Genomic DNA, 15,473 nt, shown 5'->3' with positions numbered 1-15,473 from the left:
ATTTGAGAGAGGATTACCCCCATGTCCGATGACATCAAGAACAAGGCGGTCGAAGCTGAAACGCTGGTGCAGGAAGTGACCGCTGTCACTCTGCCCGACCCGACCGCCGAAATCGTTTTGCTTGAGGAGGCCGACGAACCTGTCAGCGCCGAAATCCGCAAGCGGATGAATGAGATCGACATGGATAACACCAATTCCATCGTCGCGTTCGGGTCGTCTGCCCAGGCGGAATTGCAGGAAATCAGCCAGGCCATGCTGGCGGATGTCCGCAACAAAGATGTCGGGCCTGCTGGGGATAGCCTCCGCAATATCGTCACGACGATCCGCGGATTTTCTGTCAGTGAGCTGGATGTCCGGCGCGAACGCAGCTGGTGGGAAAAGCTGTTGGGCAAGGCTGCACCCTTTGCCCAGTTTACCGCCAAGTTTGAAGATGTTCAGGGGCAGATCGACAGGATCACCGACGACTTGCTGGGCCACGAACATACTCTGCTGAAAGACATCAAGTCGCTGGACCTGTTGTATGAAAAGACGCTGGGTTTTTATGACGAGCTTGCGCTGTATATCGCAGCAGGCGAAGAAAAACTGACTGAGCTGGACAGCCAGAGCATCCCCGAAAAAGAAGCCGAAGTTCAGGCCGCGCCCGAAGACCAACAAGTCATGAAAGCGCAAGAGCTGCGTGACCTGCGCGCTGCGCGGGATGATCTGGAACGGCGTGTGCACGACCTGAAGCTGACGCGACAGGTGACGATGCAATCCCTGCCTTCAATCCGTTTGGTGCAGGAAAATGACAAGTCGCTGGTGACTAAGATCAACTCGACCCTCGTCAACACTGTGCCTCTGTGGGAAACGCAACTGGCGCAGGCCGTCACCATCCAGCGTAGCGCCGAGGCGGCCGCGGCCGTGCGCGATGCGAATGACCTGACGAATGAGCTGCTGACCTCGAACGCGGCGAACCTGCGTGAGTCGAACAAGATGATCCGTGAGGAAATGGAACGCGGTGTGTTCGATATCGAGGCGGTCAAGCAAGCCAATGCTGACCTGATCGGTACGATCAACGAAAGCCTTGCAATTGCTGACGAAGGCAAGGCCAAACGCGCCGCAGCCGAACAGGAACTGCAGAAGATGGAGACCGAGCTGCGCGACACCCTTGCCTCTGCCAAGGCGCGCAAAGACGGCGTCGGCGACAACGCTGGAACTGCGGTTTCGAGCTAAAGGCAGGCTGGGCGTGCGGGTGCCGGGATATCTGAAACCCCTGATGGGTGTGTTGGCGCTGTTGGCGCTGGCCAATTGCGATGAGGCGCTGACGTCGTCCGTCGTGCCGCAACCGCGCCCAGTGGCACCGGCACCGGCACCCAATGCTTATGTTCCCCCGTCTGCGGCAAGTCAGGATCTGGCCCGGTTCTATCAGCGGGTCGAACGTGACCTGCTGACCCGCGATATGTTGCGCGTGGATGGAGGCGGCCCCGACACACCCTATGATGCCGATGATCTGGCCCGCAATTTCGAGGCCATAGCCTTTTACAGCGAATACCCCGATCACGCTGTAACCACGCGTATTCGGCGAACGGACGGGCAGCTTAGCCGGTGGGCAGGACCTGTGCGGATTCAGACCGAATTCGCCCCGTCCGTGGCACCCGAAATACGCTCAAAAGATGCCGCCGACGTCGAGGCATTTGCGGAACGGCTGAGCAAATTGACGGATCATCCAATCTCGGTCGTCAATCGCAAGGCCAATTTCCATGTCTTCTTTGCAGGCAAAGATGACAGCGCCTATGTGGTGAAACGCCTGAAACAGCTGATCCCTGGTATCAGCACGCCTTCACTGGATTTGGTTGCAAACCCGCGCGCCAATATTGACTGTCTTGTTTTTGCGTCTCCTACCAATACCTCACCGTATAAATTTGTGCGGGCTGTCACGCTCATCCGGGCTGAACTGCCGGACCTCACCCGGCGCAGCTGCATCCACGAGGAAATTGCGCAGGGGCTTGGATTGTCCAATGACAGCCCGGCGGCACGGCCTTCGATTTTCAACGACAATGACGAGTTTGCGCTGTTGACCAGCCATGACGAGAAACTTCTGACAATGCTCTACGATCCGCGACTTGAGCCCGGTGTGACAGCCGAGGACGCCCGCCCCGTGGTACGGATTATTGCACGCGAATTGATGGGCCAGCAGCTCTGAGCCCAAGAAAAGGAGACCCCAATGGGTATTTTCGATTTTCTGACCGGAGAATTTATCGACGTCATTCACTGGGTCGACGACACCCGTGACACCATGGTCTGGCGGTTCGAGCGTGAAGGACATGCCATCAAGTACGGCGCCAAACTGACGGTGCGCGAAGGACAGGCAGCGGTGTTCGTGCACGAAGGGCAATTGGCAGATGTATTCACGCCCGGCCTTTACATGCTTGAGACCAACAACATGCCGATCCTGACGACGCTGCAGCACTGGGATCACGGGTTTCAATCGCCCTTCAAGTCCGAGATCTATTTCGTCAACACGACGCGGTTCAACGATCTGAAATGGGGCACCAAGAACCCAATCATGTTGCGCGATCCGGAATTCGGCCCGACGCGCATTCGTGCCTTTGGCACCTACACGATCCGGGTCAAGGACCCGGCGAAGTTCCTGATTGAGATCGTCGGGACCGACGGCGAATTCACTATGGACGAGATCAGCTTCCAGATCCGCAACATCATCGTGCAAGAATTCAGCCGTGTGATCGCCGGGTCCGGCATTCCGGTTCTGGACATGGCCGCCAACACTGCCGATCTGGGCAAGCTGATCGCGGCCGAGGTCTCGCCCGTGCTGGAAGGTTATGGCCTGGAAATGCCGGAGTTCTACATCGAAAACATCTCGCTGCCGCCTGCGGTTGAGGCGGCGCTGGACAAGCGGACTTCGATGGGGTTGGCGGGCGATCTGGGCAAGTTCACCCAGTATTCCGCCGCCGAAGCAATGACCGCAGCAGCGACCAACCCCGGTCAGGGCGGCGGAATGGGTGCCGGTCTTGGCATGGGAATGGGAATGGGCATGGCACAGCAGATGTCGAACATGGCAGCGGGTCAACCGGGCGGGCCCTGGGGCGGTTCCGCCCCCGCTGCGCCGCAACCGGCAGCACATGCGGCACCGCCCCCTCCTCCGCCGGTCGAGCATGTCTGGCATACCGCGGTGGATGGGCAAACCAGCGGGCCGTTTTCCAAAGCCAAGATGGGCCGCATGGCAACCGATGGTGAAATCACCCGCGACACCCATGTCTGGACTGCCGGTCAGGACGGCTGGAAAAAGGCCGGAGACGTGCAGGAGCTGGCGCAACTGTTCACGATATTGCCGCCACCACCGCCGGGCGCTTAACCCATGGCGGGCGACGCCGACGAAACCGTGTATACGAAACGAGACCATCGACGCGCGGTTAATCTAAGCGCTGTGCTTGGTTGGGTCGCGGTAATCGGCGTGCCTTTTTTTTGGGAGGCCATGGAGGACGGAATCGACGCCTCACTGCGGTCGCTGTTCATGCTTTTCGCATTGTTTGGGTTGCCGCTGGCCTTTGTCATCGCATGGGTTTTCGTAGCTCCAACTCTGCGCGTGATGATGCGCAGGCAAACATCCTATACACGTGCAATTCGATGGGGTGCTGCTATTGCTTTGAGCTTTGTTGTTCTAAGCATCGCTGTTGGGCGGTTCCGAGGATGGCGCCAATCCCTTGATCCCACATTTCACTCTCAGATTGGGGGTGGCGATTATGTGCGTTCCGTCGACGGAATACTCACCCCCTACGGCTGGCAGGTTTTGGCACAAAACTCCGCCCTGTTTATCCTGATGTGCATTCTTGTGGCTCTTGTGATCCGATTCATTATCGGCCCCGGCAATGCAGACGGCTCACTCGAGGCGACCCCATGACAGACGAACACCGCTTTCCCTGCGAGCAATGCGGCTCGGACTATCGGTTCAATCCGGGCGATGGGACCCTGACCTGCGGTCATTGCGGGCATTCGGAATCCATAGGTGCCGGACCGTGGGGCGGTGCCAGCCTGAAAGAACTGGATTTCAACGCGGCGCTGGCGAACAAGCTGCCGGAAGCAGAGATCGAGGAAACGCGGGTTCTGTCCTGCCCGAACTGCGCAGCTGAGGTCGAGTTTGACCCGAACACTCATGCGGCCGAATGCCCGTTCTGCGCCACTCCGGTAGTCACGGAGACGGGAGTTAACCGGCATATCAAGCCAAAAGGCGTGTTGCCCTTTGCTCTGGATGAACGGTCGGCTCATAAGGCGATGTCGAGCTGGCTTGGCAAGTTGTGGTTCGCGCCCAACGGGTTGAAGGATTATGCCCGCAAAGGTCGCAAGATGCAGGGGATTTACGTCCCCTACTGGACCTTCGACGCGGATACCAAGTCAGCTTATCGCGGCGAGCGGGGCACGGTGTATTACGAGACCCGGACCGTCATGCGTGACGGCAAGCGCGTACAACAGCAGGTGGCAAAGGTGCGGTGGTCCCCAAAATCCGGTCGGGTTGCCCGGTTCTTTGACGATGTTCTTGTGCTGGCGTCCCAGTCATTGCCGAAACGCTATACTGACGCGTTGGAACCCTGGGACTTGCCGGCGCTTGAACCTTACCAGCCCGAGTATCTGGCGGGATTCCGGGCCGAGGCTTATACAGTCGAATTGCAGGACGGATATACAGAAGCGCGCGGGCATATGGCCCGGGTGATCGAACGGGATGTTCGGTTCGATATCGGCGGTGACCGGCAGCGCATTCACGCAATCGACACGAATGTGCAAAATGTAACCTTCAAACATATTCTACTGCCTGTCTGGCTGGCCGCATACAAATACCGGGGCCAGACCTATCGTTTCGTTGTGAACGGCAGAACGGGGCGTGTTCAGGGCGAACGCCCTTGGTCCGCTATCAAGATCACGATCGCTGTTGTGTTGGGCCTGCTGGTTGCAGCGGGTGTCGGATACCTCATAGCAACTGGTCAGCAGTAGCACCTGTCCCCTTTTAACCGCTTGAACATCGCTGATCCTGCGGCCATCCTGCGCCTCGGCTACACAAAGGGGGAGCAGTGTGACGCTATCCGATCTGGATCGATTACTGGCCGAGCGGCATTCTTGCCGGGCGTTCCGACCTGAACCCGTTCCCAAGGACCAGATCGAACAGATTCTGACCTGCGCGTCGCGTGCCCCCAGCTGGTGCAATGCGCAGCCCTGGAACATCGTGATCACCAGTGGAGCCGAGACTGACGCTTTTCGAAAAGCGCTGCAAAACGAAGTCACAACCGGCGCACCGGAACCCGACCTGCCGTTCCCGACGGCGTATGCCGGTATCTATCAGGAACGACGTCGCGATTGTGGCTGGGCATTATACGAAGCCGTGGGCGTGCAGCGCGGGGACCGCGCCGGTTCGGCCAAGCAAATGATGGAAAACTTTGCCCTTTTCGGTGCCCCGCATTGCGCGATCATCTCAAGCCCTGCGGACCTTGGCGCGTACGGGGCAATGGACAGTGGTGGATTTGTCATGGCCTTCACCCTCGCCGCGCAAGCCTTGGGAGTGGCCACGATCCCCCAAGCCGCGGTGGCCAGCTATGGCAAGTTTCTGCACCGGTATTTCGACATTCCAGATGATCGGTTGATCTTGTGCGCAATCTCGTTCGGCTATTCAGACACTGACCACCCTGCGAACGGGTTTCGGACCAGCCGCGCCGGTTTGGACGAGATAGCAAGCTGGGTCGGGTAACCACGCCACCAAACGGAGAACAAATTTGCGCGCACTTCTTCAAAGGGTTTCCCGGGCCAAAGTCTCGGTTGACGGACAAACGGTTGGACAGTCCGGTCCAGGGTTGATGATCCTGGTTTGTGCGATGAAGGGTGACGACGAACAAAAGGTCGAACAACTGGCGGCCAAGGTCTCTAAGCTGCGTATTTTCAAAGATGACACCGGTAAGATGAACCGCTCTGTCGTGGATGTGGGTGGCTCGGCGTTGGTGATCAGCCAGTTCACGCTGGCCGCCGATACCTCGCGCGGGAACCGGCCGGGCTTTTCCGAGGCCGCCCCCCCTGATGTGGGGCAGCGCCTCTATGAAGAGTTTGCGCGGCGGTTGCAGGAACATGGTGTGCCTGTGGAAACCGGGCAGTTCGGAGCCGACATGGCGGTAGAGCTGGTCAATGACGGACCGGTCACAATTTGGATGGAAAGCTGATGGACCAAATGCAAAAGGCAATTCGCATTTGGCAGGCCGGCGTTGACGCTGTTGACGGGAAAAGGGCCACTAAGGCTGTTCTGAATGATATCCAAACACCCGACCAGATTCTGGCTGTCGGCAAGGCAGCCGCAGCGATGGCCAGCGCAGCATTGGACCATTTCGGCCCGCGTCCGACGCTGGTTGTCACCAAGGACGATCACGGGCGCGACCTGCCAGAACATGTGCAGTTGATCGAAGCCTCTCATCCGGTTCCGGACACACGCAGCCTGGACGGTGGGCGCGCCCTGCGCGAAGCGATCGAGACGATGGCACCTGGTTCCCATGTACTGTTGCTGGTTTCGGGCGGGGCATCATCCTTGGCAGAGGATTTGCTGCCGGGGAACTCTTTGGCAGATCTGGCGCAATTGAACACAAGGCTGCTGGCCGAAGGTTTGGATATCACCGCAATGAATGCCGAGCGTCGAAAGCTGTCGCGGATCAAGGGCGGCGGGCTGTTGTCCCATTTCAACGGGGCCAAAGCGACCGTTCTTGCGATTTCCGATGTGCCGGGAGACGACCTGAACGTCATCGGATCGGGAATTGGCGCATTGCCTGACACTTTCAAATTTGACGCCTCGACCAAGATCGTTGCTTCGAACGCCCATGCACGCTCGGCAGCCGCAGAAATGGCACGCCAAAACGGTTTGCAAGTGCTGGCTGACGAAGAATGCCTGCATGACGATTTCATGCAAATCGCATCCAATCTGGGGAAACGCCTGAGGGATATGCCGACCGGCGTCATGGTATTCGGTGGCGAACCAACGGTGGTTTTGCCGGACAAGCCGGGCCGTGGCGGGCGCAATCAGGCGTTGGCTCTGGCGCTTGCCCGTGAAATATCCGGGACCTCGGGTCTGACGCTGGTCGTCGGCGGTACTGATGGCACCGATGGTCCGACCAATGCAGCCGGAGCGGTAGTCGACGGCGCGACCTGGGGCGACGGGGCCGAGCACTCACTGCAGCAGGCGGACAGCGGTAGTTACCTGGACCGCGCAGACGCATTGCTGGTGACAGGCCCAACCGGAACGAACGTGATGGACCTTGTTGTCGCAATCAAACAGTGATTTGACGATTTTAGTACATTGCAAAAAGACAAAGACCGAAAGACTTCCAAAATGACTCGCTCGCCCAATTCGCTATGCGATATCGAAGATCTACCGGATGTCGGCATAGTGATGCCGGATGGATGTCGTCTTTCAGCGCGTGTCTGGCGCCTAGTGGATGCAGACAGCAGCCCCGTTCCGGCCATTTTAGAATTCCTGCCCTATCGCAAACGCGACGGCACAGCGACGCGAGATGCCCTGACCCATCCCTGGTTTGCCAAACGCGGCTATGCCTGCATTCGTGTGGACATGCGCGGCAATGGGGACAGCGAAGGGTTGATGGAAGACGAGTACACCCAGCAAGAGCTGGATGATGCCGTTTCCACAATCCAATGGCTGGCGGATCAGCCGTGGTGTTCAGGCACCGTTGGGATGATGGGAATCAGCTGGGGCGGGTTCAACGCGCTGCAGGTTGCCGCCCTTCAACCCGCGCCGCTGAAGGCAATTATCACCCTGTGTTCAACCGCAGATCGTTACGAAGACGACATCCATTACAAGGGCGGATGCCTGCTGAATGAAAACCTGGGTTGGGGCGCGACTATGTGGTCCTACTCATCCCGCGCACCCGACCCAGCGCTGCGCCCCAACTGGCGTGAATTATGGCTTGAGCGTTTGGAAAACCAAACGTTCCTGCCCTCGACCTGGCTGCGCCACCAGACGCGCGATGCCTATTGGCAGCATGGCTCTGTCTGCGAAGATTTCAGCGCGATCCGCGCTGCGACACTGGCTATAGGTGGCTGGGGCGATGCCTATAAGAATACAGTGCCATTGCTGGTCGAACAGCTTAGCGCTCCGGTCAAGGGGATCATGGGGCCTTGGGTGCACAAATACCCGCATTTCGCAGTACCCGAACCGCGGATCGGTTTTCTGCAAGAGGCGCTGCGTTGGTGGGATCATTGGTTGAAAGGTCTGGATAGCGGCGTTGAAACCGACCCCGACTATCGGGCGTATCTGATGGACGGCGTCCGTCCAAAGCGGTGGTACAACAACAGACCCGGACGCTGGATCAGCGAGCAGACAGGCGCAACCTCACATTTGTCCAACCTGACACTGAGCCTGTCGAACGGTGGCCTCGGGCAAGATGAGCCGCTGGATATGCGGGTCCGGTCACCACAAACCTGCGGCATGGATGGCGGCGAGTATTGCGCAATTTGGCTGGGCCCGGACATGCCGGGAGATCAGCGCGCCGATGATGCGTTGTCCGCCTGTTTCGATGGCCCGCCTTTGTCGGAAGATCTGGATATTGTCGGCGCACCGCGCATTTGCCTGAATGTCAGTGCCGACCGACCGCAGGCACAGATTGCCGTTAGGTTAAATCATGTCCATCCGGATGGGGCCTCAACCCGGATCACCTATGGCGTTCTGAACCTGTCGCACCGAGATTGCCACGCGCAACCAACTCCGTTGACGCCCGGAGCGCCCTACGAAATCTCATTGGACCTGGATCACATCGCCTATCGCGTTCCCAAAGGGCATCGCGTGCGGGTGGCTGTGTCCAGCGCGTATTGGCCGCTGATCTGGCCCTCACCCGAACCCGTCGAACTGCACCTGACAGGTGGTACGATTACGATCCCGAAACGGCCGACCGCGGGTGATGATGAGCATGTGTTTCAGGCGCCCGATTCTGAAACCCCGATTGATGTGACGACCCTGCGGGACAGCAGCAACTCTCGCCGGGTGGAGACTGACTTGAATTCAGGTGAAACCCGATTGATCATAGAAGACGATTTTGGTTGCGTAACGGACAATCTCCACGGGCTTACGCATGGTGGCACTGCATATGAAAGCTGGACAATCCACCCCGACGACCCGCTATCCGCCCACGGGCGGTGCCGCTGGACACAGGAGATCAGTCGGGACGGGATAGACCTGCGCACGGAAACATCCTGCGAAATGTGGTCGGATCGCGAGAACTTTTTTCTCAAGGCACAGATAAGTGCTTTTGAAAACGAAACTTTGGTATTCTCTAAACAAACGGAGGACGCCGTTCCACGAAACCAGATGTGATATTTTGGTGGCCAAAGGTCAGACATTTGTCCTTGCTCGGTAGACCGAAATGCGCCTAACTTGACTCATGCGTCAATAAAAATGCCCGGGAAGGGCTGAAATTCAATCAACTGGGAGACCACTAAATGAACGAACAACTCACTCACATGGCCGGTCAGGTCACTGCGGGCAAACTGACCCGTCGCGAATTCATGGGGAAAGCGGCGGCTCTGGGTGTGTCGGCGGCGATGGCCAGCACCATGTTCGCTGACGCCGCGCGCGCGGCAGGACCGAAGAAGGGCGGCGACCTAAAATTTGGCTTGCAAGGCGGCGAATCCACCAACTCGCTGGATCCGGCGACCTATGCCAGCTCGGTGCCGTTCCAGAACGGCAAACAATTCGGTGACCAGCTTGTGGAAGTTGCGCCCGACGGGTCGATCGAGCCGCGCCTGGCTGAAGCCGTCGAAGGCAGCGCGGACGCCAAAGTTTGGACATTCAAACTGCGTCAGGGTGTCGAGTTCCACAACGGCAAGACCATGACCAGCGAAGACGTGCTGAAAACCATGGAGCGCCACTCGAACGAAGACTCCAAGTCCGGTGCCCTGGGTATCATGAAGGGCATTGAGTCAATGAAGGCCGATGGCGACAATTTCCAGGTCACACTGACCGAGCCAAATGCCGACTTGCCCTATCTGATGGCCGACTATCACCTGATCATTCAGCCTGATGGCGGAATGGAAAACCCAGGTGCGGGCATTGGCACCGGACCATACCAGTTGGAAGTCGACGAGCCGGGCGTACGCCACGTGTTCAAGAAATTTGCCAACCACTGGAACCCCGATTTCGGCAATTTCGACAGCGTCGAAGTAATTGTCATCAACGATGCGACTGCCCGTACGGCTGCTCTGCAGTCCGGTCAGGTTCACGCGATCAACCGCGTAGAACCAAAGGTTGCCGATCTGCTGGGCCGCGCCCCAAACTTGACGGTGCACTCGACCGCCGGCCGTGGACATTATGTGTTCATCATGCATTGCGACACCGCGCCGTTCGACAACAACGAACTGCGGCTGGCGCTGAAACACGCAATCAACCGCCAAGACTTGGTCGACAAGGTTCTGCGCGGCTACGGCACAATTGGCAACGACATGCCGATCAATGCGGCATACCCGCTGTTTGACGGCTCAATCCCGCAACGCGACTACAGCCTTGAAAAGGCGGCAGAGCACTATGCGAAGTCGGGCCATGACGGTTCGCCGATCATCCTGCGTGTTGCAGATGGCGCCTTCCCGGGTGCCGTTGACGCAGCGGCCCTGTTCCAGCAAAGCGCGGCTCAGGCCGGTATCCCGCTGGAAATCAAGCGCGAGCCCAACGATGGCTACTGGTCGGAGGTCTGGAACGTTCAGCCGTTCTGCGCATCCTATTGGGGTGGCCGTCCGGTACAGGATCAGATGTACGCGACAGCGTATCTGTCGACTGCCGACTGGAACGACACCCGCTTCAAGGTGCCAGAGTTCGACGAAATGCTGTTTGCAGCACGGGCCGAACTGGACAACGACAAACGCAAGGACATCTACAGCAAAATGGGCATGATGGTCCGCGACCAGGGCGGTCTGATCTGCCCGATGTTCAACGATTTTGTCGAAGGCGTCACCAATCAGCTCGAAGGTTGGGAAAGCGACCCAACCCAAGAGATGATGAATGGCAACATGTCACGCAAGATGTGGTTCGCCTGATAGGGCCCACGGATAATGCATCCTATCATCAAACTGGTTTCCCAGCGCCTTGCGCTGGGACTCCTGCTTCTCTTCGGTGCATCGGCTCTGATTTTCGGCCTCACCGAAGCCCTGCCTGGGGACGCTGCGCAAGCGGTCCTTGGCCAATCCGCAACCCCCGAGGCGCTGGCAAACCTGCGCGAGGAAATGGGCCTCAACCGTCCCGCTCTAACCCGATATTTCGAATGGTTGGGCGGCATCCTGCAGGGCGATCTGGGTCAGTCTTTGACCAACAAACTCGACATCGCAGAAAGCATCGGAAAGCGCTTAGGGAACACCCTGTTCCTGGCATGTGCTGCAGCCGTCGTTTCCGTGCCGCTAGCTATCTTTCTAGGCCTTCTGGCCGTTCGGTACCGCAACCGCTGGCCTGACAAACTGATTTCTGCAATCACCCTGACAACGGTTTCGATCCCGGAATTCCTGATCGGTTACGTGGTGATCTACTTCGTCTCAGTGAAACTGGGCTGGTTCTCCTCACTCGCAATGATCAACGACACAATGTCCTTCGGGCAAAAGCTCAATGCCATCGCCCTGCCTGCCTTCGTTCTGACACTGGTAGTGCTGGCGCAGATGATGCGAATGACCCGCGCTGCGATCCTGAACCTGATGCAATCGGCCTACATCGAAACGGCTGAACTGAAAGGCCTCTCGAATTTTCAGGTCATTGCGCGCCACGCGTTTCCCAACGCGATTTCCCCCATTGTCAACGTTGTGATGCTGAACCTGGCTTATCTGGTTGTGGGCGTCGTCGTTGTCGAAGTGGTATTCGTATATCCCGGCATGGGGCAATATCTGGTGGACTCGGTAACCAAGCGTGACGTGCCGGTCGTTCTGGCCTGCGGCGTCGTCTTTGCCGCTGTCTATATCGGGCTCAACATGTTTGCCGATATTGTGTCCATCCTTGCCAACCCAAGACTGAGGCATCCGAAATGATGAAGAACATTCCTATTTCGGCCGCCGTCGGTCTGTTTTTCACCGGACTGTACTTTTTCATAGCCATCGCAGCCCCACTGATCGCCCCCTACGGAATGGCCGAAGTGGTCGGTGATGTGTGGGAACCGTCAAGCGCCGAGCATCTGCTGGGCACGGACAATATCGGGCGAGATCTGCTGACGCGTATGATCTATGGTGGTCGCACGACCATCTTTATCGCTGCGATGGCCACGATCCTCAGCTTTATCACAGGCACCTCGCTGGGCCTTTTGGCTGCGGTTCTGGGTGGTTGGGCTGACCAGGCGCTTAGCCGAACGGTTGACCTGATCATGTCGATCCCGACGCTGATCCTGGCACTGGTTATCCTGGCGATTGTTCCGGTGACCGTTCCGATCCTGATCCTTGTGATGGGGCTGTTGGACGCCACACGTCCTTACCGACTGTCTCGATCGGTCGCCGTAGACATCAACGTGATGGACTATGTCGAGGCCGCAAAGCTGCGCGGTGAAGGTCGTGGCTGGATCATCTTCCGGGAAATCCTGCCAAACGCTCTGTCGCCTCTGGTGGCTGAGTTCGGGCTTCGGTTCATCTTCATGGTCCTGTTCATCTCGACCCTGTCGTTCCTAGGTCTGGGCGTCCAGCCGCCACTCGCGGACTGGGGCGGGATCGTGAAGGAAAACAAGGACGGGATCGTCTATGGCATCGGCGCGGCCCTATACCCCGCTGTCGCCATCGCAACGCTCGCCATCTCGGTCAACCTTGTGGCTGACTGGGTTCTGAACCGTACCACATCGCTGAAAGGAGGCCGGGGATGAGTGATACCCTTCTCAAGGTCCGCAACCTCAAGATCGGCGCGACCGTCTATCCGCCCGGCGAAAAACCCCATGACATCGATATCGTGCACGGGGTCAGCTTTGACCTCGAACGCGGCAAGGTGTTGGGGCTGATCGGTGAATCCGGTGCCGGTAAATCGACCATCGGTTTGGCGTCCATGGCTTATGGCCGTGGTGGAGTCGAACTGACCGGTGGAGAAGTCTGGGTCAACGGGCGCGACATTCTGAAGACCTCGCATAGCGATATCCGCAATCTGCGTGGGGGCGAAGTTGCCTATGTCTCGCAATCCGCCGCCGCGTCGTTCAACCCGGCCAAGAAAATCATGGATCAGGTGGTCGAAGCTGCGGTCGAACATAAGAAGTTTTCGCGTAAAGAGGCCGAAGGCCGTGCGCGGGAACTGTTCGCCAAGCTAGGGTTGCCCGATCCGGACAATATCGGTGAACGTTATCCGCACCAGGTCTCGGGCGGTCAGCTACAGCGGTGCATGACGGCGTTGGCGCTGTGCCCTGAACCTGATCTGGTGGTGTTTGATGAACCGACCACAGCACTGGATGTGACCACTCAGATCGATGTTCTGATGGCGATCAAAGAGGCCATTCGTGATACTGGCGTTGCTGCGCTTTACATCACGCATGACCTCGCCGTTGTCGCTCAGGTCAGTGATGACATCATGGTTCTGCGGATGGGCAATACGGTCGAGTATGGCAATACCGACCAGATCATCAACAACCCGCAGGAAGAGTATACCAAGGCGCTGGTCTCGGTCCGCTCGATCGAGCACGAAGAGAAAAAGCCCACACCGGATGCGGTTTTGAGCGTCGAAGGTATCACCGCGCGCTACAAGGGTTTGAATTTCGACGTGCTACACAACGTCAATGTCGATCTTCATCCGGGGCAGACACTGGCGGTTGTCGGCGAATCCGGCTCGGGCAAGTCGACCCTGGCGCGGGTGATCACAGGTTTGCTGCCGCCGCGCGATGGTGAGATCACCTTTGCTGGCCGCAAGCTCAGTGGCGATCTGAAGGGCCGCAGCCGTGAAGACCTGCGCGAGCTGCAGATGATCTACCAGATGGCCGACGTGGCAATGAACCCACGTCAGACTGTTGGTACGATCATCGGACGCCCGCTGGAGTTCTACTTCAACATGCGAGGTGCCGAAAAACGCAAGCGGATCATCGAGCTGTTGGATGAGATCGAACTGGGCGAAAAGTACATGGATCGCTATCCGGCGGAACTGTCAGGTGGTCAGAAACAGCGCGTCTGTATCGCGCGGTCACTGGCAGCCAAGCCCAAGATGATCATCTGTGACGAGGTCACCTCGGCGCTTGATCCACTGGTGGCGGACGGCATCCTGAAACTGCTGTTGGACCTTCAGAAGATCGAGGATGTGGCCTACCTATTCATCACCCACGATCTGGCGACGGTGCGCGCGATCAGCGATAGCATCGCGGTTATGTATCAGGGCCGCGTGGTTCGCTATGGGTCGAAAAGCGAGGTGCTGAGCCCGCCGTTCGACGACTATACCGACCTGCTGCTCAGTTCGGTTCCCGAGATGCATCTGGGTTGGCTGGAAGAGGTTGTCGCCCACCGCAAAATGGAAAGCGCTGGCAACTGACCCCTGCCCTTTCCGTGACAGTTAAGTGAAAAATTGAAATCCCGGCGCCTTGTTCGATGACAGGTGTCGGGATTTTGCTATTGGGGGCGTGAACGGGCAGACCCCTGATCGCGAATCCCCTAGGGTCGCCAGAAATATTTAGTCAAAAGGCCAAAGACATGGACCGCAAACTACTCCTTATCATCCTGGACGGTGTTCCGTGGCGCAATTTCCGACGGTTGTTCGGTAACCTTGAAGGTTGGGTCGACAACGGCGAAGCGCGGGTGTGGAAACTGCGCGCTGTTCTGCCGTCCACATCCGCCAGCTGCTATGCCTCGATCCACACCGGTGTCACACCACAGGAGCATGGCTGTACCGGCAACGGCAATGTCTTTCGCCTAGGCCATAAGGACGTCTTCAGCCAGGTCCGTGAAGCTGGTGGCGTAACCGGGGCGGTCACCCACAGCTATTGGTCGCAGTTCTTCAATCGCCACCCGTTCGATTACGTCCGCGACATCGAATATGATGAGCCTGAGAGCAAAACGATCAACCACGGTCGCTTTCACACCATGACCGGCTATGGCAAAGCCAATCAGATGACGCCGTCCGACGTGGATCTCTATGCCACTCTGACCAACCTTTGCCTGCGTCATGGGCTGGATTACGGCCTGCTGCATGCCTGCACATTGGACAGTATGGGGCACCGTTTCTACCATGATTGCGAAGAGATGGACCACGCCTGTTTCGTCGCAGACGAGATGCTGGCCCCCTTCATCCCGCGTTGGCGGCAACTGGGCTATGAGGTCATCGTGACCGCCGATCACGGTCAAGACGAACGCGGTCATCACGGCGGGCGCAGCCCGCTGCAACAGGAAACGGCACTGTACTACTTTGGCGACGCGGAAGGCCCCGAGGTCGACACGGTGATCGATCAGTTACAGCTTGCGCCCACGATCCTGAACCGCATGGGCGCGCCCATTGCTGAAACGATGAAGGCACAGTCTTTCTTGAAGTAACG

At 58.1% G+C, this 15,473-nt stretch carries 14 protein-coding genes; all 14 read left to right on the top strand.

Annotation, left to right across the window (positions count from 1 at the left end; translation table 11 throughout):
- Window positions 1–21: 21 nt before the first annotated feature.
- The gene (locus DS906_RS09525) at window positions 22–1,212 is read left to right on the top strand and encodes a toxic anion resistance protein (RefSeq protein ID WP_113789926.1); all 1,191 of its coding nucleotides are present in this window, start codon (window positions 22–24) and stop codon (window positions 1,210–1,212) included.
- Between the two features lie 43 nt (window positions 1,213–1,255).
- Window positions 1,256–2,182 (top strand): DUF2927 domain-containing protein, encoded by a 927-nt coding sequence (locus tag DS906_RS09520; protein WP_113789925.1) that lies wholly within the window; start codon window positions 1,256–1,258, stop codon window positions 2,180–2,182.
- A gap of 21 nt (window positions 2,183–2,203) precedes the next feature.
- Window positions 2,204–3,352 carry an SPFH domain-containing protein gene (locus DS906_RS09515; RefSeq protein WP_113789924.1) on the top strand — a complete coding sequence of 383 codons (1,149 nt, stop codon included), beginning with the start codon at window positions 2,204–2,206 and terminating at the stop codon, window positions 3,350–3,352.
- Between the two features lie 3 nt (window positions 3,353–3,355).
- Entirely contained in the window at window positions 3,356–3,898 is a 543-nt protein-coding gene (locus tag DS906_RS09510; RefSeq protein WP_233494742.1) for a hypothetical protein, read from the top strand.
- The gene (locus DS906_RS09505) at window positions 3,895–4,983 is read left to right on the top strand and encodes a TFIIB-type zinc finger domain-containing protein (RefSeq protein WP_113789923.1); all 1,089 of its coding nucleotides are present in this window, start codon (window positions 3,895–3,897) and stop codon (window positions 4,981–4,983) included. Before DS906_RS09510 ends, DS906_RS09505 begins: the two co-directional genes overlap by 4 nt.
- Window positions 4,984–5,062: 79 nt before the next feature.
- Window positions 5,063–5,731, top strand: a complete 669-nt coding sequence (locus tag DS906_RS09500; protein ID WP_113789922.1) for a nitroreductase — start codon at window positions 5,063–5,065, stop codon at window positions 5,729–5,731.
- Window positions 5,732–5,756: 25 nt separating this feature from the next.
- Window positions 5,757–6,194, top strand: coding sequence for a D-aminoacyl-tRNA deacylase (dtd, locus tag DS906_RS09495; protein WP_113789921.1), 438 nt, complete (start codon window positions 5,757–5,759; stop codon window positions 6,192–6,194).
- Complete coding sequence (locus tag DS906_RS09490) at window positions 6,194–7,297, top strand: glycerate kinase (protein ID WP_369934471.1); 1,104 nt, start codon at window positions 6,194–6,196, stop codon at window positions 7,295–7,297. The genes dtd and DS906_RS09490 overlap by 1 nt, the downstream gene beginning before the upstream one ends.
- 51 nt (window positions 7,298–7,348) lie before the next feature.
- The gene (locus DS906_RS09485) at window positions 7,349–9,343 is read left to right on the top strand and encodes a CocE/NonD family hydrolase (RefSeq protein ID WP_113789920.1); all 1,995 of its coding nucleotides are present in this window, start codon (window positions 7,349–7,351) and stop codon (window positions 9,341–9,343) included.
- 125 nt (window positions 9,344–9,468) lie between these two features.
- Window positions 9,469–11,055: an ABC transporter substrate-binding protein gene (locus tag DS906_RS09480; protein ID WP_058275605.1), complete on the top strand. Its 1,587-nt coding sequence runs from the start codon at window positions 9,469–9,471 to the stop codon at window positions 11,053–11,055.
- 15 nt (window positions 11,056–11,070) lie between these two features.
- Window positions 11,071–12,027 (top strand): ABC transporter permease, encoded by a 957-nt coding sequence (locus tag DS906_RS09475; protein ID WP_113789919.1) that lies wholly within the window; start codon window positions 11,071–11,073, stop codon window positions 12,025–12,027.
- Window positions 12,027–12,842, top strand: a complete 816-nt coding sequence (locus tag DS906_RS09470) for an ABC transporter permease (protein WP_113790042.1) — start codon at window positions 12,027–12,029, stop codon at window positions 12,840–12,842. The genes DS906_RS09475 and DS906_RS09470 overlap by 1 nt, the downstream gene beginning before the upstream one ends.
- The gene (locus DS906_RS09465) at window positions 12,839–14,476 is read left to right on the top strand and encodes an ABC transporter ATP-binding protein (protein WP_113789918.1); all 1,638 of its coding nucleotides are present in this window, start codon (window positions 12,839–12,841) and stop codon (window positions 14,474–14,476) included. The genes DS906_RS09470 and DS906_RS09465 overlap by 4 nt, the downstream gene beginning before the upstream one ends.
- A 158-nt stretch (window positions 14,477–14,634) precedes the next feature.
- On the top strand, window positions 14,635–15,471 hold the full coding sequence (locus tag DS906_RS09460) for an alkaline phosphatase family protein (RefSeq protein ID WP_113789917.1): 837 nt from the start codon (window positions 14,635–14,637) through the stop codon (window positions 15,469–15,471).
- The last annotated feature ends 2 nt before the right edge of the window (window positions 15,472–15,473 follow it).

This window comes from Ruegeria sp. A3M17, from assembly GCF_003318255.1.
Taxonomy (GTDB): Bacteria; Pseudomonadota; Alphaproteobacteria; order Rhodobacterales; family Rhodobacteraceae; genus Ruegeria.
The sequence above is the reverse complement of the archived record's forward strand: the minus strand, read 5'-3'. Positions and strand labels throughout refer to the sequence as shown.